General features: G+C 40.2%; 18 protein-coding genes. 15 read left to right on the top strand and 3 right to left on the bottom strand.

All coding sequences use genetic code 11. The features are described 5' to 3' along the window. The 15 genes from ADA56_RS07395 (at window position 1) to pdxH (ending at window position 14,756) form a co-directional block, all read left to right on the top strand. Window positions 1-783, top strand: a complete 783-nt coding sequence (locus tag ADA56_RS07395) for a YchF/TatD family DNA exonuclease (protein WP_049369997.1) — start codon at window positions 1-3, stop codon at window positions 781-783. 26 nt (window positions 784-809) lie between these two features. Further along, window positions 810-1,334: a DUF1523 family protein gene (locus ADA56_RS07390; protein WP_049369996.1), complete on the top strand. Its 525-nt coding sequence runs from the start codon at window positions 810-812 to the stop codon at window positions 1,332-1,334. A 112-nt stretch (window positions 1,335-1,446) separates the two neighbouring features. Further along, window positions 1,447-2,757 (top strand): hemolysin family protein, encoded by a 1,311-nt coding sequence (locus ADA56_RS07385; RefSeq protein ID WP_049369995.1) that lies wholly within the window; start codon window positions 1,447-1,449, stop codon window positions 2,755-2,757. An 81-nt stretch (window positions 2,758-2,838) separates the two neighbouring features. Continuing rightward, window positions 2,839-3,369: a hypothetical protein gene (locus ADA56_RS07380; RefSeq protein WP_049369994.1), complete on the top strand. Its 531-nt coding sequence runs from the start codon at window positions 2,839-2,841 to the stop codon at window positions 3,367-3,369. Window positions 3,370-3,443: 74 nt separating this feature from the next. Continuing rightward, the gene (gene fruB, locus ADA56_RS07375; RefSeq protein ID WP_049369993.1) at window positions 3,444-4,964 is read left to right on the top strand and encodes a fused PTS fructose transporter subunit IIA/HPr protein; all 1,521 of its coding nucleotides are present in this window, start codon (window positions 3,444-3,446) and stop codon (window positions 4,962-4,964) included. Window positions 4,965-4,967: 3 nt separating this feature from the next. After that, entirely contained in the window at window positions 4,968-5,909 is a 942-nt protein-coding gene (gene fruK / locus ADA56_RS07370; RefSeq protein WP_049369992.1) for a 1-phosphofructokinase, read from the top strand. A 4-nt stretch (window positions 5,910-5,913) separates the two neighbouring features. Further along, a complete protein-coding gene (locus tag ADA56_RS07365) occupies window positions 5,914-7,590 on the top strand; it encodes a fructose-specific PTS transporter subunit EIIC (protein WP_049369991.1) in 1,677 nt (558 codons plus the stop codon). An 85-nt stretch (window positions 7,591-7,675) separates the two neighbouring features. After that, window positions 7,676-7,933 (top strand): succinate dehydrogenase assembly factor 2, encoded by a 258-nt coding sequence (locus ADA56_RS07360; protein ID WP_049369990.1) that lies wholly within the window; start codon window positions 7,676-7,678, stop codon window positions 7,931-7,933. A gap of 117 nt (window positions 7,934-8,050) precedes the next feature. Next, the gene (gene rpoE / locus ADA56_RS07355) at window positions 8,051-8,626 is read left to right on the top strand and encodes an RNA polymerase sigma factor RpoE (protein WP_049369989.1); all 576 of its coding nucleotides are present in this window, start codon (window positions 8,051-8,053) and stop codon (window positions 8,624-8,626) included. 21 nt (window positions 8,627-8,647) lie between these two features. Beyond that, entirely contained in the window at window positions 8,648-9,229 is a 582-nt protein-coding gene (locus tag ADA56_RS07350) for a sigma-E factor negative regulatory protein (RefSeq protein ID WP_049369988.1), read from the top strand. Window positions 9,230-9,299: 70 nt separating this feature from the next. After that, window positions 9,300-10,244 carry a sigma-E factor regulatory protein RseB gene (gene rseB / locus ADA56_RS07345; RefSeq protein ID WP_049369987.1) on the top strand — a complete coding sequence of 315 codons (945 nt, stop codon included), beginning with the start codon at window positions 9,300-9,302 and terminating at the stop codon, window positions 10,242-10,244. 135 nt (window positions 10,245-10,379) lie between these two features. Beyond that, window positions 10,380-10,889, top strand: a complete 510-nt coding sequence (gene mobB, locus ADA56_RS07340) for a molybdopterin-guanine dinucleotide biosynthesis protein MobB (protein ID WP_049369986.1) — start codon at window positions 10,380-10,382, stop codon at window positions 10,887-10,889. Further along, window positions 10,868-12,277: an MDR family MFS transporter gene (locus ADA56_RS07335; RefSeq protein ID WP_049369985.1), complete on the top strand. Its 1,410-nt coding sequence runs from the start codon at window positions 10,868-10,870 to the stop codon at window positions 12,275-12,277. The genes mobB and ADA56_RS07335 overlap by 22 nt, the downstream gene beginning before the upstream one ends. 133 nt (window positions 12,278-12,410) lie before the next feature. After that, on the top strand, window positions 12,411-14,057 hold the full coding sequence (locus tag ADA56_RS07330; RefSeq protein WP_049369984.1) for an ABC transporter substrate-binding protein: 1,647 nt from the start codon (window positions 12,411-12,413) through the stop codon (window positions 14,055-14,057). A 66-nt stretch (window positions 14,058-14,123) separates the two neighbouring features. Then, on the top strand, window positions 14,124-14,756 hold the full coding sequence (gene pdxH, locus ADA56_RS07325; protein WP_049369983.1) for a pyridoxamine 5'-phosphate oxidase: 633 nt from the start codon (window positions 14,124-14,126) through the stop codon (window positions 14,754-14,756). A gap of 79 nt (window positions 14,757-14,835) precedes the next feature. Here the strand turns inward: pdxH and ADA56_RS07320 are convergent, their stop codons facing one another. The 3 genes from ADA56_RS07320 to ADA56_RS07310 form a co-directional block, all read right to left on the bottom strand. Next, window positions 14,836-15,459: a hypothetical protein gene (locus ADA56_RS07320; protein WP_049369982.1), complete on the bottom strand. Its 624-nt coding sequence runs from the start codon at window positions 15,457-15,459 to the stop codon at window positions 14,836-14,838. Further along, the gene (locus ADA56_RS07315; protein WP_049369981.1) at window positions 15,459-16,229 is read right to left on the bottom strand and encodes a hypothetical protein; all 771 of its coding nucleotides are present in this window, start codon (window positions 16,227-16,229) and stop codon (window positions 15,459-15,461) included. Before ADA56_RS07315 ends, ADA56_RS07320 begins: the two co-directional genes overlap by 1 nt. A gap of 193 nt (window positions 16,230-16,422) precedes the next feature. Further along, window positions 16,423-17,529, bottom strand: a complete 1,107-nt coding sequence (locus tag ADA56_RS07310; RefSeq protein WP_049369980.1) for a Gfo/Idh/MocA family protein — start codon at window positions 17,527-17,529, stop codon at window positions 16,423-16,425. Between the last annotated feature and the right edge of the window lies 1 nt (window position 17,530).

Genomic DNA, 17,530 nt, shown 5'->3' with positions numbered 1-17,530 from the left:
ATGTTTATCGTAGATTCCCATTGCCATTTAGATGCATTGGATTATGAAAATTTACACAAAGATATTGCTGATGTTGTGGCCAAAGCCCAAGCACGAGATGTGAAGCATTTATTGGCGATTGGCGTAACATTAAGCCGTTTTGAAAAAGCTTACCCTGAGTTAGCAAAATTTCCGAATGTGTCTTTGGCTTGCGGTGTACATCCACTAGATCTTGAAGAAGAACCTTACGATGCCGATCGTTTATTACGTTTATCCCAAGATAAAAAAGTGCTCGCAATTGGCGAAATTGGTTTGGATTATTATTACAGTGCAGATAATAAGGCATTGCAGCAAACGGTTTTTGCGGATCAAATCAGAATTGCTAATGAAGTGGATAAACCCGTGATTATTCATACTCGTTCAGCGCCAGAAGATACCATTGCCATGTTGCGTGAGCACCAGGCAGAAAAGTGTGGTGGATTAATTCATTGTTTTACGGAAACCTTGGATTTTGCGAAAAAGGCACTTGATTTAGGGTTTTATATTTCTTGTTCAGGCATTATAACCTTTAAAAATGCGGAAAGTATTCGTGAAGCTATTCGTTATGTGCCGGCAGATCGTTTGTTAGTTGAAACGGATTCGCCTTATTTAGCACCTGTACCTTATCGTGGTAAAGAGAACCAACCTGCCTATACACGTGAAGTGTGTGAGTATGTGGCAGCGTTAAAAGGGTTGTCTATGGAAGAATTTGCACAAATTAGTACACAAAACTTCGAGCGTTTATTTAAAATTAATGTACAATAAATCATCGATTTAAATGAGGGAGTTTTATGCGTAAGTTTTTTAAGTACTTTTTATTTTTAGTAGTCTTTGTTTTCCACGGCTTTATGTTCGCGGTGGTAGACTACGTTTTCCCACACTATGATGTAACGCGAGTAACCGGTGTGGAAGTGAAACGTGTGGATAAAGATGGCCCGATTACAAAATCGAATCCGGCTGATGGTCCAACGCGCGATGTGTATTTTATCAATACACAAAATGATGATGGCAAAATCATGGTGTATCGTAATGAAGATACCCGTTGGGGTTTTCCATTCTACTTTAAATTTGGTTCAGCGAACTTACAGGCTCAAGTTCAAGCCTTGGGTAATGAAAACAAATTAGTGCAAATCAAGTATTACGGTTGGCGGATGACGATGTTCGATGAATATCGCAATGCCGTTGCAGTGAAAGAAATCAGTGGCGATGTGACACCAAGCCATCCGATTTTATCTTGGGTATTCTATGCTTTCTTATTAATTACTCTTTTCCTTTCTATCCAATTTGTACGTGGCTGGTTCGACAGCGAAAATTAGCGTTTCTCAAATATGGGGCGTCATAGAACGCCCTCACAATTTAATAATAACATTTCTAGCTTAAAAACCAGCGGTAAATTGACCGCACTTTAAAGCCAATAAAGAGAACATTATGAGTTTATCTGCAGCGATTTTTATTTTAATCGTATTAATTATTGTCAGTGCAATCTTGTCATCAGCTGAGATTTCTCTCGCGGGTGCAAGACGCATTAAACTACAAACGTTGGCCAATGAAGGCAATATCAAAGCGGAGAAAGTTTTAAAATTACAGGAACAGCCAGGGCGTTTCATTACTGTAGTACAAATTGGACTTAATATGGTTGCCGTACTCGGTGGTGTGATTGGTGAAGCAACCATTAGTCTTCACTTACAGAGTTTTTTACATGAATACACTATGGCAGAATGGGTTGAGCCAGCCTCCTCTTGGATTGCTTTTTTCATGGTAACCACAACATTTGTTTTATTAGCCGATTTAATTCCGAAACGTCTCGCATTGATTAATCCTGAAGGTGTGGCGTTACGGACTATTGGCATTATGCAAGTCTTCATTTTCTTCTTAAAACCTATTGTATGGTTTTTTGATGGTCTTTCTAATATCTTCTTCCATTTAATGGGGATATCCACTAAGCGCGAAGATAATATGACTCCAGAAGACATTGTGGCGATTGTGGAGGCTGGTGCCGAAGCGGGCGTACTAAAAACACAAGAACATTATTTGATTGAAAACATCTTTGAAATGCAAGAGCGTACCGTGTCTTCAACCATGACGACTCGTGAAAACATCGTGTTTTTAGACCGCACTTTTACTCGTCAGGAAGTGTTGAATACCTTATCGGCTGACTCTCATTCTAAATTAGTGATCTGTGATAATGGTTTGGACAAGATTTTAGGTTATGTGGAATCCCATACTTTGTTGACGCTTTATCTTCAACAAGAAGTAGTAGATTTAACAGATAGCCGTTTATTACGCAAAGCGTTATTTATCCCAGATACGCTGTCGTTATACGAAGTATTGGAGTTGTTTAAATCTACGGGGGAAGATTTTGCGATTATCGTCAATGAATATGCGCTTGTAATGGGCTTAATTACCTTGAACGATGTGATGAGTATTGTGATGGGAGAATTGGTTTCTAACGAAGAAGAGCAAATCGTTAGCCGCGATGAAAACTCTTGGTTGATTGATGGGGCAACGCCACTTGAAGATGTGATGCGCGTTTTGGATATTGAATCTTTCCCTGATTCAGAAAATTACGAGACTATTAGTGGCTTTATGATGTATATGTTACGCAAAATTCCGAAAAAAACCGATTTTGTCGTATACGATAAATATAAATTTGAAGTCATTGATACCGAAAACTTCAAAATTGATCAAATTTTAGTTTCGATTGTCAAAGACAGCGGAGTGAGCAAAGAATCAGCGTAGTACTAGGTGTTACCTTGCTTAACTCCCCATTCTAAGTATAATTAACAGCGGTTTTAACCGCCTATAAATAAGGAAAATTTAATGTTTAAAAAAATCTCGATATTCTTTGTTGCAGTAATGCTTGCGGGTTGTTCTTCGATTTCAGATATGACCTCTTATATTCCGTTTATGGGTAAAGACAAAAAGGTCATTGATTTAGATAAAGATAAAATCGACCAAAAATCTTATGCCGCCGCTTATGAAGCCACTGTGGCAACCTATAAAGATCGTGTAACAAAAAATTTCTTTGTAGATAATTTTGCAAGTGGTGCAAATGACTGGTATCTCGGTCGTATTGTTGTGCCAATCAAACAAATTCAAGATAAACTCTACACAGGTGGCCATGATTCTGATGTGTATGCTTACTACAGTGGTGTGTTGCATGCAGAGGCATTACAAACCAACTTCAGCCGCTTAAGCGCGAATTGTTGGCAAAAAGTGGATTCACCAAGTGTGACACAAGGGATCTACGATGCAATGCGTGATTTGCAAAAAGGCAAAGAGCGCGGTGAAAATGACGCTTACATTTCCCAAGGTAGCGAAATGCTACTCAAAGCCTGTACCGGCCAATAATCAATTTGAGCTGTTGATGAGCGATCTCATCAGCAGCTTTTCTTTTTTAAAATCATCAATGTGAAGGAGCAAGAATGTTAGAACTTTCGGAAAGCAACATTCATTTAAATGCTACGGCAACAAATAAGCTGCAAGCTATTGAAATGGCTGCAAGTGCGTTAGAGCAAGCTGGCAATGTTGAACAAGGCTATTTGCAAGGCATGCTTGGACGTGAACAACAAACCTCCACTTTTTTAGGCAATGGGATTGCAATTCCACACGGTACATTAGAAACCCGTTCAATGGTGAAAAAAACCGGTGTGCAAGTTTTCCAATTTCCACAAGGTATTGAGTGGGGAGAAGGCAATATTGCTTATGTTGTGATTGGTATTGCTGCCCGTTCTGATGAACATCTTGCTTTACTTCGTCAATTAACGCATGTTTTAGGTGATGAAGACACCGCAGCACAGTTAGCGACATTAACAGATGTTGAACAATTCCGTGCTATTTTGTTAGGCGAAAGTGATGCTTTTAGCATGACTGAAGAAACATTAAGCTTAGATATTGAAACGCAAAGTTTGCTCACACTTACTGCTATCAATGCAGGCAAATTACAACAGCAAAGTGCGGTTGAAAATAGCTTTGTTTCTGAAGTGGTCTCCAATTCTGCTCTGCCACTTGGCAAAGGTTTATGGGTAACCGATGCCGTATCAGGTAACGTGAAAAATGCGTTGGCATTCAGTCGTGCGAAAACCATTTTTAATCATAATGGCAAAGCAGTGAAAGGTGTATTGACGATTTCGGCTGTCAGTGACCAAATCAATGAGACATTAGCGCGTTTATTGGATGATGAAGTACAAAATATTTTATTAAGTGGTAATACGCAGCAAATTTTGACCGCACTTAATGGCGGTAAAGTGTCGGCTTCGCCAGCTGCTAAATCTGAAGACCAAATCGCGACAGGTGCAGTGATTGGTACCTTTACTATTCGTAATGAACATGGCTTACATGCTCGCCCAAGTGCAGTGCTTGTTAATGAAGTAAAAAAATTCGCCTCCAAGATTACCGTACAAAATCTTACTCGAGAAACCGCACCAGTTAGTGCAAAAAGCTTGATGAAAATTGTGGCATTAGGTGTCACTCAAGGTCATCGCTTACGTTTTGTTGCTGAAGGTGATGATGCGAAACAAGCCATTGAAGCCTTAGGTAAGATCATTGCTAGCGGGCTTGGCGAAAGCGTATCAGCTTTGCCACCGGCTGAACCGGATACCATTGAAGTGAGCAGTGAGCATGCACCACAAATTCACGAAGAAAAAACAGGTTTACCAGCGGATGCTATTGAAGCGGTATTTATGATTCGTAATGAACACGGTTTACATGCTCGTCCAAGTGCAGTGCTTGTTAATGAAGTGAAAAAATACAATGCATCTGTTGCGGTACAAAACTTAGATCGTGACACCCAATTAGTCAGTGCGAAAAGTCTGATGAAAATTGTGGCGCTCGGTGTCGTGAAAGGTCATCGCTTACGTTTTGTGGCGAGCGGTGAAGAAGCTCAACAAGCGATTGACGGTATTGGTGCAGTCATTGAAAGTGGTTTAGGTGAAGGTAAGGAGTAAGTGATGGCAAAAGTAGCAACAATTACCTTAAATGCCGCTTACGACTTAGTCGGGCGTTTGTCACGTATTGAAATCGGCGAAGTGAATACCGTAGAAACCCTTGGTCTTTTCCCTGCCGGAAAAGGCATTAATGTTGCCAAAGTGTTGAAAGACTTGAATGTGGATGTGGCCGTTGGTGGTTTCTTAGGTGAAGACAACGTTGGTGATTTCGAAACTTTATTTAAAAAACAAGGCTTGGAAGACAAATTTCATCGCGTAGCAGGTAAAACTCGCATTAACGTAAAAATTACGGAAACCGAAGCTGATGTGACGGACCTAAATTTCTTAGGCTATCAAATCACCCCAGAAGCTTGGCAGCAATTTACAGCAGATTCATTAGCGTACTGCCAAAACTTTGACATTGTCGCGGTATGTGGCAGTTTACCGCGTGGTGTGAGTCCTGAATTGTTTGCGGATTGGCTTAATCAGTTGCATCAAGCTGGTGTGAAAGTCGTATTAGATAGCAGTAATGCCGCACTCACGGCTGGTTTGAAAGCGCATCCTTGGTTGGTGAAACCAAATCATCGTGAATTGGAAGCGTGGATTGGTCACCCACTAAATTCTCTTGATGAAATTATTGCGGCGGCTAAAAAACTTAAAACAGAAGGCATTGCTAACGTTATTATTTCGATGGGCGCGAATGGTTCTTTATGGCTGAGTGATCAAGCTGTTATTCAAGCTCAACCACCTAAATGTGAAAACGTGGTGAGTACCGTAGGGGCTGGTGATTCTATGGTGGCAGGCTTAATTTACGGTATTGAAAAAGGCTTGTCTCAAGCGGAAACCTTAGCATTTGCGAGTGCGGTTTCTGCCTTTGCAGTTTCGCAAAGTAACGTGGGCGTGAGCGATATCGCCTTGCTTGAGCCAATTCTGGCGAATGTCAAAATTTCTGTGATTGAAGGATAATGTAATGAATTTGTTTTTAACTCAATCTCCGCAAATTGGTGCGGCAAAAGCCTATTTACTTCGCCAAGCATTGTGCATGGCAGCGAAAAAAGCCAATCATATTGTGGTTGAGCAAGCCAAAGAGGCGGATTTAGTGATTGTTTTCGGATCTACTTTGCCAAACTCTGCTGAACTTGTGGGCAAAAAAGTCTTTTTAGCCAACGAAGATGCGGCGATTGCATCACCTGAAGTAACATTGACGAATGCACTCAATCAAGCAGTGTACTATGTTCAACCCGCTCAAAGTGTGGTTGGATTTGGCGGTGTTTCTGGTATCAAAAATATTGTTGCGGTTACCGCTTGTCCGACAGGGGTTGCGCATACCTTTATGTCTGCTGAAGCTATTGAAGCCTATGGAAAAAAACAAGGTTGGCAGGTAAAAGTCGAAACGCGTGGCCAAGTGGGCGCAGGTAATGAAATTACCCCTGAAGAAGTTGCAGCAGCAGATTTAGTCTTTGTTGCGGCCGATATTGATGTGCCGTTAGATAAATTCCAAGGTAAACCGATGTATCGAACTTCGACCGGTTTAGCGTTAAAGAAAACAGCCCAGGAATTCGATAAGGCATTTAAAGAAGCGAAAATTTATGAAGGTGGCGCAGCAAAATCTTCTGCTAAATCAGAAGAAAGCGGTGAGAAAAAAGGTGTTTATAAACATTTGATGACCGGTGTGTCGCACATGCTGCCGTTGGTGGTTGCTGGTGGTTTGCTAATCGCGATTTCCTTTATGTTTGGTATCGAAGCCTTCAAAGATGAAACAATTTTTCATGGTATTCCAAAAGCCTTAATGGATATCGGTGGTGGTGCCGCATTCCATTTGATGATTGCAGTATTTGCTGGCTATGTGGCCTTTTCTATTGCAGACCGTCCGGGGCTTGCGGTAGGTCTCATTGGTGGTATGTTAGCCACCACAGCAGGCGCTGGGATTTTAGGTGGGATCATTGCGGGTTTCTTAGCAGGTTATGTGGTGAAAGGATTAAATGCAACCATTAAATTGCCGGCGAGTTTAACCTCCTTAAAACCGATTTTAATTCTCCCGCTCTTTGGTACCTTGATTGTTGGCCTTGCCATGATTTATGTGATTAACCCACCGGTTTCACAAATTATGACCACCTTAAGCGATTGGTTAAAATCCATGGGTGAAGTTAATGCGATGGTATTGGGTGCAATTATCGGTGCCATGATGTGTATTGATATGGGCGGTCCAGTAAACAAAGCAGCTTATACGTTCTCTGTGGGAATGTTGGCCTCTCAAGTTCACACCCCAATGGCCGCAGCTATGGCCGCTGGTATGGTGCCACCAATTGGGATGGCGATTGCAACTTGGATTGCACGCAGTAAATTTACCAGTAATCAACGTGATGCAGGTAAAGCTTCTTTTGTCTTAGGCTTGTGCTTTATCTCTGAAGGGGCATTGCCATTTGTGGCTGCTGATCCATTGCGTGTGATTATTAGCTCGGTGATCGGTGGAGCAACTGCCGGTGCGATTTCAATGGCATTAAATATTTCTCTGCAAGCACCACATGGTGGTTTATTTGTGATTCCGTTTGTTTCAGAACCATTACTCTACTTAGGTGCAATTGCAACGGGGGCATTATTAACCGGTGTGGTTTACGCGGTGATTAAACCAAAGACGACAGAATAGCCAATTCTTTGATTAAAAAAGTGCGGTAATTTTTAACCGCACTTTTCATTTATCAGGTATAATTACAATGATTTAGGGAGAAATTATGGATAAATACAATAAACTCCGCATTGAATGGGATTGTCGTCGAGGTATGCTTGAGTTGGATAAAATCATCATGCCTTTTTATAAAGCGCATTTTGACCAATTAACTGACGACAAAAAAGATATTTTTATTCGTTTACTTGCCGCCACGGATTTACAACTTTTTTCGTGGTTTTTTAATGGCAGTCAATCAGAGGATGCTGAAGTGCAAGCGATGGTTGAATATATCCAAGATATGCAGAAAACGAATGTCCGTTAATTTTTTTGAAATTTTTTATACATAAGGAACTTTTCAATTTTAACTCTGTCTGATAAAGCAACAATAGCTTGCTGTCTTGAATATATGAAGGCGTGTTAGACGTAGCATAGGAGATATATGGCTGAACAGCTAACAGATCAGGCTTTGGTAGAAAGAGTGCAGCAAGGCGATAAAAAAGCCTTTAATTTATTGGTTTCTCGTTATCAAAACAAAGTAGCCGGACTTTTAACCCGCTACATTTCTCATAACGACATTCCAGATGTTGTACAAGAATCCTTTATTAAGGCCTATCGTTCCATTGAATCCTTTCGGGGCGATAGTGCATTCTACACTTGGCTATATCGAATTGCCGTTAATACGGCAAAGAATTACTTAACGGCACAGGGGCGCCGTCCACCGAGCGAAGATATTTTGGCTGAAGATGCCGAAAGCTATGATGTGGGAACCCATCTACGTGATGTAGATACCCCTGAAAATGAAATGTTATCTAGCGAATTGGAAAAAGTGGTGTTTGATACCATTCACAGTTTGCCAGAAGATTTAAGAATCGCGATTACCTTGCGTGAACTTGAAGGGTTAAGTTACGAAGAAATCGCAGAAATAATGGATTGCCCAGTAGGCACTGTACGTTCTCGCATTTTCCGTGCTCGGGAAGTGATTGAGAACAAAATACAACCGCTTATGCAACGTTAAAATAAAGTCGGAGTTTATAAAATGCAAAAAGAGTTACTTTCAGCCTATATGGATGGAGAAGAAGTCAGTGCCGAGTTGACGGAACAACTTTGTCAGGATAAAGATTCACAAGAGTCTTGGGTGGCGTATCACACAGTAAGAGCAGTTATGCGTAAAGAGTCACCAGTATTATTAGGTGCTGATTTTACTGCGAAAATGGCTGATTTAATTGAATTAGAAGAAGTAAAACACGTAGAGATTACTGTTTCTCAACCAACACCAGAAGAAGCAGACAGCTTACCATTCGTGCAAAAATTAAAAGCATTCTTTGCACCAATGACACAAATTGCCGTGGCTGCAGGTGTGTGTTTAGTGGCAGTAGTAGGTGTGCAATCATTTAATGCGAAAAGCACGTCGGTTACACCAGAAAACCCTGTTTTACAAACCTTACCATTTAACAGTTCAGTTCAAGAAGTAAGTTACAACGCTCCGACCAAAGATGTAGCCACTTCGGAACAGGTTGAACAAAAAAATCGCCGTATTGGTACGATGTTACAAAACTATGAATTACAGCGTCGTATGCATGCAGACAGCTTAAATGTGGGTAGCAACCAAGCGAAATAATTACAGCAATTAATCGATAATTCACCACCTTAGGCGTGGTGAATTTTTTTATGGATCAATTGATTTATTTATGAAAAAAACGTTTCTCAAATTAACCGCACTTTTAGGCTTATTCTTGTCGCCTTTCACAGCATTTGCAGAAGAGCCAATCCAGTCATTAAATAAAATGTCGCAAGCCATGCGAGATTTAAATTATGAGATTGCTTTTGTGCAAACGACACCAACAAATATGGACTCGTTCCGTTATCGCCATATTAAGCAAGGGCAAAAAGTGTATGCACAGTTGGTGACATTAGACGGTGAGCAACAAGAGATCATCCAGCGCGGTAATTTAGTCAGCTATTTCCAGCCAGGTTCACGTGCTTTCACGATTAACAGTGGTGAGATTGTGGATGCGCTTCCGGCAGTGATTCGTACTGATTTTAGCAAGCTGAGTCAGAATTATGATTTTATTAAGCTTGGAAAAGACCGAATTGCAGGCCGATTTGTCGATACCATTCGTATTGTGCCAAAAGATGATTTTCGCTATCAATATCTCGTTTTCTTAGATGAAGAAAATGGTTTGTTATTGCGTGGCGATATGCTTGATCGAGAAGGCAAGTTACTTGATCAGTTCCGTGTCGTGACATTATATATCGATGATCGTCTACGTGGTTTGACTGATTACCTTAATAAGGTGTCAGTGCCGCCACTTTTAAATGAAGGGAAACAAGAGTCATCGCTTTCAATCAATTGGAAAACGGATTGGTTACCACAAGGTTTTGATTTAATTCGTCAAAATCATGATGTGATAGATGGTGAAGTAACTGAAAATGCGTTATTTAGTGACGGCCTTTTTACTTTCACACTTTATATCAATAAAGCGGATAGCACTGCCGCAACAGAAAATACATGGAAACAAGGGGCATACACGATTTATAGTGAAGTCATGGGCGATAAAGAAATTACCTTTATCGGGCAGCTTCCAATTGCAGCAGCTAAGCGAATTGTGCAAGGCGTAACATTCCTAAAATAATTCAGTAGACGTAAGAAAGTTGCTATTTTGCTTCCCCTTGCTATACTTTCTTCACCTAATGGATTTTGATAGCTAAACCCCGTCCTGCGGGGTTTTGTTTTATCAAGTACGGTCATTTTTCTAAAGGTTTTTACAATGAATAATCCCCTTCCTCTTCTTGGTATCACGGGTTACAGCGGTAGTGGTAAAACCACATTGCTGGAAAAATTGCTTCCTCAATTAATTAAAAAAGGCCTACGTGTTTCAGTGATTAAACACAGCCATCACAATGCCCATGTGGATAAAGAAGGAAAAGACAGTTGGCGAATGAAAGAGGCGGGGTCTGCACAAGTTATTATGGCTTGTGATACTCGTTGGGCATTGATGACAGAAACGCCTCAAGAGCCGGTTTCATTAGCCTATTTAAGCCAACAATTTGATCGTCATTTAACAGATTTAGTTTTGGTGGAAGGATTTAAACAAGAACCTATTCCAAAGATTCTGTTGCATCGACAAGAGATGACAAAACCTTTGCCGGAATTAGATGAAAACGTGTTGGCTTTAGCAACAGATTATTCGCTTGAAACAGACCGCACTTTATTAGATATTAATCACATTGAACAGATCGCAGAGTTTATTTATCAATGGTGGAAAAAGATGCAGTAATAGAAAGTCAGCACTATAAAGGGCTGGCTTGGGTGGCTTCTATGGCTTTGTTTATGCAAAGCTTGGATGCGACTATTTTAAATACTGCCTTACCAACTATTGCAACAGATCTTCAAACCCCGGTCTTTGAAATGCAAATGGCGATTATCGCCTATTCTCTTGCCGTTGCCTTATTTATTCCTTTAACTGCTTGGGCAGCAGCGAAATTTGGTACGCTTACGGTTTTCCGTTCAGCTGTTTTTACCTTTGTATTTGGTTCAGTCGCTTGTGCGATGGCAACCTCTCTCGAAACTCTTGTACTTGCACGGATTCTTCAAGGTATTGGCGGGGCATTTATGATGCCTGTCGCTCGCCTTGCGATTATTCAAACCGTACCAAAAAATCAATTAATTAATGCCTGGAATTTAATGGCTACAGCAGGACTCATCGGTCCGATTCTTGGCCCGATTTTAGGTGGTTGGCTTGTGGTGCATACGTCATGGCATTGGATTTTCTTAATCAATATTCCTATCGGCATGTTAGGCTTCTGGGCTGCCGCTAAAGTGATGGGAAATCATAAGGGCAATGCGAGTAAGTTAGACTGGACAGGCTTTTTACTCTTTGCATTTGGTTTAGTTGGTTTAACGCTCGGGCTTGATTTACTGGGCGAAAGTCACCGTGACAATATGACTACATATAGTGCATTGTCGATTGGTATTGCATTATTGGTGGCCTATTATTTTTATGCAAAAGGTAATGAACGTGCCATTTTACCTTTATCTCTTTTCAATACGAGAACATTCCGATTAGGTATTGCAGCCAATATCTTTATTCGCCTTTCCGGTTCGGCTGTGCCGTTCTTATTACCATTAATGTTCCAACTTTCTTTTGGCTATTCAGCTGAAGAGTCAGGCTGGTTGCTTGCACCCATTGCGCTAATGTCTGTCGTATTTAAACGTTTTATTGGGCACATCTTAAATATTTTAGGTTATAAAACCACGTTAATTTTATCGTCACTTTTAATGGCAGGCTCAACGGTTTCCATGTCATGGCTTGATACCTCATCATCAACGACGTGGATTATATGTAATCTGATGTGGTATGGTGCCTGTATGTCGATGATTTTTACCTCAATTAATACACTTACCGTTGGCGATCTATCACAGGCTCAAAGCGGTGTAGGCTCAACGGTGCTGAGTATTGTGCAACAAGTGGGTATCGGATTTGGTATCGCTGTAGCATCGATTATTTTGACGTTATATCGTCAATTTATGGGTAACGACGGCGACGCATTACAACATGCTTTCAGTTATACATTTCTGACCACTTCTGTTTTTGCGATCGCACTAGTTTGGATATTGAGTTATTTACGCAAAACAGACGGGGATCATTTGCGGAAAAAATGCTGATATTGAATGTCTTAGTCTAATTGGTTATAAGAAAGATCTTTTTCTTATTTCGTAAAAGTTTGATTTGCTTATATCTTAGGTAAAATTTTATATTCATGTTTGGGTGTTTTGCCCGATTAAAGAAGGAAAACTTATGAAATTAAAAGCGACCTTAACTCTTATTGCTGCAAGTTTGTTTTTAGCAGCTTGTGATCAATCTGGTTCTGCGGCAAAAGAAAATACGAAAGCAGAAACAGCAAAACCTTCAGGTAATAACACATTTGTGTACTGTACTGCGAAAGCACCACTTAGCTTTAGCCCAGCATTAGTAATGGAAGGTACATCTTACAATGCGAGTTCACAACAAGTGTATAACCGTTTGGTTGAATTCAAAAAAGGCTCTACAGATCTTGAGCCAGCCTTGGCTGAAAGCTGGGAGATCAGTGACGATGGTTTAACTTATACTTTCCATTTACGTAAAGGGGTGAAATTCCATACGACAAAAGAATTTACGCCAACACGTGATTTTAATGCGGATGACGTGATCTTTTCTTTCCAACGTCAGTTAGATCCTAATCACCCTTACCACAATGTATCAAAAGGGACTTATCCGTATTTCAAAGCAATGAAATTCCCAGATTTATTAAAATCAGTTGAGAAAGTGGATGACAACACCGTTCGTATCACCTTGAATAAAAAAGATGCGACTTTCTTAGCAAGCTTGGGGATGGACTTTATCTCAATTTACTCAGCTGAATATGCAGATGCGATGCTGAAAGCGGGTAAACCAGAAACAATCGATAACAAACCAGTGGGTACAGGTCCGTTTATTTTTGTGGATTACAAAACTGACCAAGCGGCACAATATGTGGCGAATGAAACCTATTGGAAAGGCCGTACACCACTTGACCGCTTAGTCATCAGCATCGTGCCAGATGCGACTACGCGTTATGCGAAGTTACAAGCGGGTTCTTGTGATTTAATTTTATTCCCGAATGTGGCAGATTTAGCCAAAATGAAAACTGATCCAAAAGTACAGCTTTTGGAACAAAAAGGTTTAAACGTGGCATATATCGCATTCAATACGGAAAAAGCACCGTTTGATAACGTGAAAGTGCGTCAAGCATTGAACTATGCGGTAGACAAAAAAGCGATTATTGAAGCGGTTTATCAAGGTGCAGGCACTGCAGCGAAAAATCCATTGCCACCAACAATTTGGAGTTATAACGACGAAATCCAAGATTATCCGTATGATCCAGAGAAAGCGAAACAGCTTTTAGCTGAAGCAGGTTATCCAAACGGTTTTGAAACGGACTTCTGGATTCAACCGGTGGTACGTGCATCTAACCCAAATCCAAAACGTATGGCTGAACTCGTCATGGCAGACTGGGCGAAAGTAGGTGTAAAAGCAAATCCAGTCACATTTGAATGGGCTGACTATCAAAAACGTGCTAAAGCAGGCGAATTAACGGCTGGTATCTTTGGTTGGTCAGGCGATAACGGTGATCCAGATAACTTCCTTTCTCCATTACTTGCAAGTGCTAACGCTGGCAACTCAAACTTTGCTCGTTTCAAAAATGCAGAATTTGATGCCTTATTAGATAAAGCAATTGGCTTAACGAATAAAGAAGAACGTGCGGCGCTTTATAAACAAGCACAAGTAATTTTCCATGATCAAGCACCATGGATTCCAGTTGCGCATTCTGTTGGTTTCGCACCACTTAGCCCTCGCGTAAAAGGCTACGTACAAAGTCCATTTGGCTATGATGCGTTTTATGGCGTGAGTGTTGATGGTAAATAATTAACGGACTATACTAGCCCTTGCAGTTGCAAGGGCTTTTTGTTTTCAAGCAAAAGGAGAAAGAAAATGGACTTACATGATATTCGTGAGGATTATTGCAAACAGGCGCTTTCTCAGCATGATTGCGATCCCAATCCAATAAAACAATTTGAAAAATGGCTCAACGAAGCGATTACGGCTAAAGTAAACGAGCCGACAGGTGTTAATGTTGCGACAGTCAATGCAGACGGCCGCCCAACAAGTCGAATGGTGCTGTTGAAAGAAGTGAACGAACAAGGCTTTGTATTTTTCACGAATTATCACAGTCGAAAAGGTCGCGCCATAGAACATAATCCTTTCGTCGCCCTGACATTCTTTTGGCCAGAATTAGAACGTTCTGTTCGTATTGAGGGCAAAGCCGAAAAAATCTCGCCTGAACAATCAGATGAATATTTTGCGACTCGACCTTACACCAGCCGAATTGGCGCTTGGGCCAGTGAGCAAAGTGCGGTCATTTCTAGCCACAAATCTTTATTAGCGAAAGCGGCACTGATTGCAGCAAAACACCCATTAAATGTCCCACGCCCACCACATTGGGGTGGCTATCTTGTGATTCCTGATCGCATCGAATTCTGGCAAGGTCGCCCAAGTCGTTTACATGACCGAATTTGTTATTTATACAATGATGGAAAATGGGAAATAGAGCGGTTATCGCCGTAAGTTTCTTAAAAACATTCTAAAAAAACAACCGCACTTTTTTGGTAAGTGCGGTTAGGAGTGCGGTATTCTACAGTATATTTTAGATTTCTTGTTTTAGTTTCTCAGAAGCGCGTTTTCTAAAGGCATCAAGAGTCGATCTCACACTTTCCTCGTCATACATTTCAGATAAATCTAAAGATTCTCCATAGATTTGGTATTCAATTTCACCTGATTTATCTTGATAGTGAGTAACTGTTCCAAAGTCTGGGTATTCTATATTCCACCACACATCACTATACCAGTCCTTTTTTCTCTTATGCTTTTGGCATTGATAAATATAGATGTGGATCTCACTTTTACTGTCAATAGGGGATAGCTCTCCGTCGTTATCTTCATCAGAGGCTATGACTATACTAAAGGCTAAATCATTTGGCTTAATGTGATTTTGCCATTCTTCACCAGCTGGAATGCTACGAGTTTTATGCAGTAATAAGGTTAAGTTCATCATTGGTAAAAATCGCCAACCAATACCATCCTCAATATTATAAATTTTATAAAGGGAACGTGGATCGCAATAGTTTGGAATTGAGTGGTAATAATGTTCAATATCTAGTTCTTTTTTTATGAAAGTAATTAATTCAATAATTCTTTGTTGATAATCAGCTAGCAATCGGTAGGCTTTCCTGACATCTTGTAGAATAAGGCTCATATCATTTTTGTTCATTAGCATTCTCCTAGAAAAGAGGGAAATTTTTCATGTGTTAAATTAATGGGTTTTAATTGAATCCATGTGTTTTTTTGCTTAATTAATTGAGGGTATTCAGTATAAGTAATCTTTTGTTCTTTTAATTCGTTTAGCCATTGGTAAGGTTTATAACGAATATCATGCCAATTGTAAGCCTCCCTAATATCGCTAAGTAGTCTTTGTAGAGATTGAGCTTTGTCTTCTTTTATAGTTCGCTCTAAAGTCAAATAAATATCTTGCCAGCTTTTAACATATAATTGATAAGTGATTTCAAGATTTCTAGCTTGTAGTATATCGTCTATTTGTTTCTTTAATTGTTTCTTGTTTTTGGCGCTATATTCATACATTCCACCAACAGTTAGTAAAATAGGATCGTTTATTTCATTGTTATAAGCAGCCTGAATTTCATTAGCGAGTTGATGCGCATATTGTTGTTGGGTGTTATCGTATCGTTTGGCTTCGATAATAATGGTTTGTTGCATTTGATTAAATAAGACGACATCGGGCTCGATTTTGGCGTTATTTATTTCCCAATATGGCCAGAATTCTATTTCGTATAAGTGACCAAAATCATAACCATCAAGAAGATTTTGAATAAATCGGCTAAATACTTCATCGGGTAAATAAGCTATTCTTTCAAAAACACTTGATGTCAAAATATCCTCTGCTCCTTGAGTTTCTCCTATTTTTAGCTGAGTTCCAGCTAGTCCACTACCGGTTTTTTTTCCATGTAATATGGCTGATAGCATTTATTTTTCCTTTTAATTTATTATAGAGAACTGCAAGCTGTAGTTTCTGCAAAATATTATCTATATGTCTTTTCAGATCTAAACCTTTAGCTTTTAGCTTTAGGTTTTTTCTTTAACCTTGAGTAATATATCTCATGCAAAGTAACCGCACTTTGATTCCTCAACCAAAGTGCGGTTTATTTTTACGTTATTTTTATTTACCGATGATTTCTGCTAAATCAACTTTGCGGTTTTCGTAACGAGAACGGGTACATGCATCGGCAGTAGCAATAGCTGCACGAGCGGCCTCACCGGTGAGTAATTTTACAAATTCCTCAGTTGGTTCCATTCCATGGAGAATATCGTTTAAATAACGCATTTCTTTTTTCATGATAGAACTCAACCAGAGCGGTGTGCGTTTGCCCGGTTTACCGTATTGAATCGCACCGTCCATTTCTGTGCTGTTGTAAATACGGGTACGGTCATCATCTTCTTCTTGGGTTTCGTGAATAAGGAAATAGGTGTCTTTTCCATCCACACGAAGGGTACCTTTGGTATTGTACATATCAAGTTTGATCGCACCTTTTTCCCCTTGAATTAATACATAATGCTCACCCCAACGGAAAGCGGAACCCCATTCTAGAACTGCGAAGCGATTATCATCATATTCCATGGTGACAAAAATCATATCGTCTTCATCACCAAAGTTTTCGCCTTTGTGTGCAACATTGGCGGCTGCCATGGTAACAGTTTTTGGCATGCCTCCCATAATGAATTGTACGCAGTCTAATTCGTGAATATGGTGATATAAGTGGCCGCCAGATTTTTCACGGATTTTTTTCCATGAGATAGTCGGTTGTTGTTCTTCCCAGCCGTTACGTGCAGTGTGACAATAAAGCACTTTACCGATCACGCCTTGATTGATTAATTCTTTGGCATGGTGAACACCGTTAAAGAAGTTCATCACATGGCCAGCCATAAAGGTGACGCCATTTTCTTCGCAAGCACGCACCATGTCGTCACAGTCTTGATAACTTAAGGCGATTGGTTTTTCACAGAAAACATGTTTTTTGTTTTTTGCTGCAAGGATGACAGGTTCTTTGTGTAAGTAGTTTGGGGTGGCAACAATCACGCAGTCCACATCAGGTGAAGTGACCAATTCTTCAAGAGATTTTGCCGCTACGCATTGTAATTCTTGAGCAATGGTTTCACCATTTTCAGGGTCATATACCATGGTAATCTGTGCATCATCAAATTCATTCATGAAACGGGCTAAATCTGCACCAAAATAGCCAACGCCAACAACACCATATCGCATCATA

Origin of the sequence: Parahaemophilus parainfluenzae (assembly GCF_001055095.1) — a bacterium.
GTDB lineage: Bacteria > Pseudomonadota > Gammaproteobacteria > Enterobacterales > Pasteurellaceae > Haemophilus_D > Haemophilus_D parainfluenzae_Z.
The sequence above is the reverse complement of the archived record's forward strand: the minus strand, read 5'-3'. Positions and strand labels throughout refer to the sequence as shown.

Bases quoted from the DNA above. Each gene is read 5' to 3' on its own strand.
- ADA56_RS07395 (WP_049369997.1), top strand. From the start codon at position 1: ATGTTTATCGTAGATTCCCATTGCCATTTAGATGCATTGGATTATGAA.
- ADA56_RS07390 (WP_049369996.1), top strand. From the start codon at position 810: ATGCGTAAGTTTTTTAAGTACTTTTTATTTTTAGTAGTCTTTGTTTTC.
- ADA56_RS07385 (WP_049369995.1), top strand. From the start codon at position 1,447: ATGAGTTTATCTGCAGCGATTTTTATTTTAATCGTATTAATTATTGTC.
- ADA56_RS07380 (WP_049369994.1), top strand. From the start codon at position 2,839: ATGTTTAAAAAAATCTCGATATTCTTTGTTGCAGTAATGCTTGCGGGT.
- fruB (WP_049369993.1), top strand. From the start codon at position 3,444: ATGTTAGAACTTTCGGAAAGCAACATTCATTTAAATGCTACGGCAACA.
- fruK (WP_049369992.1), top strand. From the start codon at position 4,968: ATGGCAAAAGTAGCAACAATTACCTTAAATGCCGCTTACGACTTAGTC.
- ADA56_RS07365 (WP_049369991.1), top strand. From the start codon at position 5,914: ATGAATTTGTTTTTAACTCAATCTCCGCAAATTGGTGCGGCAAAAGCC.
- ADA56_RS07360 (WP_049369990.1), top strand. From the start codon at position 7,676: ATGGATAAATACAATAAACTCCGCATTGAATGGGATTGTCGTCGAGGT.
- rpoE (WP_049369989.1), top strand. From the start codon at position 8,051: ATGGCTGAACAGCTAACAGATCAGGCTTTGGTAGAAAGAGTGCAGCAA.
- ADA56_RS07350 (WP_049369988.1), top strand. From the start codon at position 8,648: ATGCAAAAAGAGTTACTTTCAGCCTATATGGATGGAGAAGAAGTCAGT.
- rseB (WP_049369987.1), top strand. From the start codon at position 9,300: ATGAAAAAAACGTTTCTCAAATTAACCGCACTTTTAGGCTTATTCTTG.
- mobB (WP_049369986.1), top strand. From the start codon at position 10,380: ATGAATAATCCCCTTCCTCTTCTTGGTATCACGGGTTACAGCGGTAGT.
- ADA56_RS07335 (WP_049369985.1), top strand. From the start codon at position 10,868: ATGGTGGAAAAAGATGCAGTAATAGAAAGTCAGCACTATAAAGGGCTG.
- ADA56_RS07330 (WP_049369984.1), top strand. From the start codon at position 12,411: ATGAAATTAAAAGCGACCTTAACTCTTATTGCTGCAAGTTTGTTTTTA.
- pdxH (WP_049369983.1), top strand. From the start codon at position 14,124: ATGGACTTACATGATATTCGTGAGGATTATTGCAAACAGGCGCTTTCT.
- ADA56_RS07320 (WP_049369982.1), bottom strand. From the start codon at position 15,459: ATGAACAAAAATGATATGAGCCTTATTCTACAAGATGTCAGGAAAGCC.
- ADA56_RS07315 (WP_049369981.1), bottom strand. From the start codon at position 16,229: ATGCTATCAGCCATATTACATGGAAAAAAAACCGGTAGTGGACTAGCT.
- ADA56_RS07310 (WP_049369980.1), bottom strand. From the start codon at position 17,529: ATGATGCGATATGGTGTTGTTGGCGTTGGCTATTTTGGTGCAGATTTA.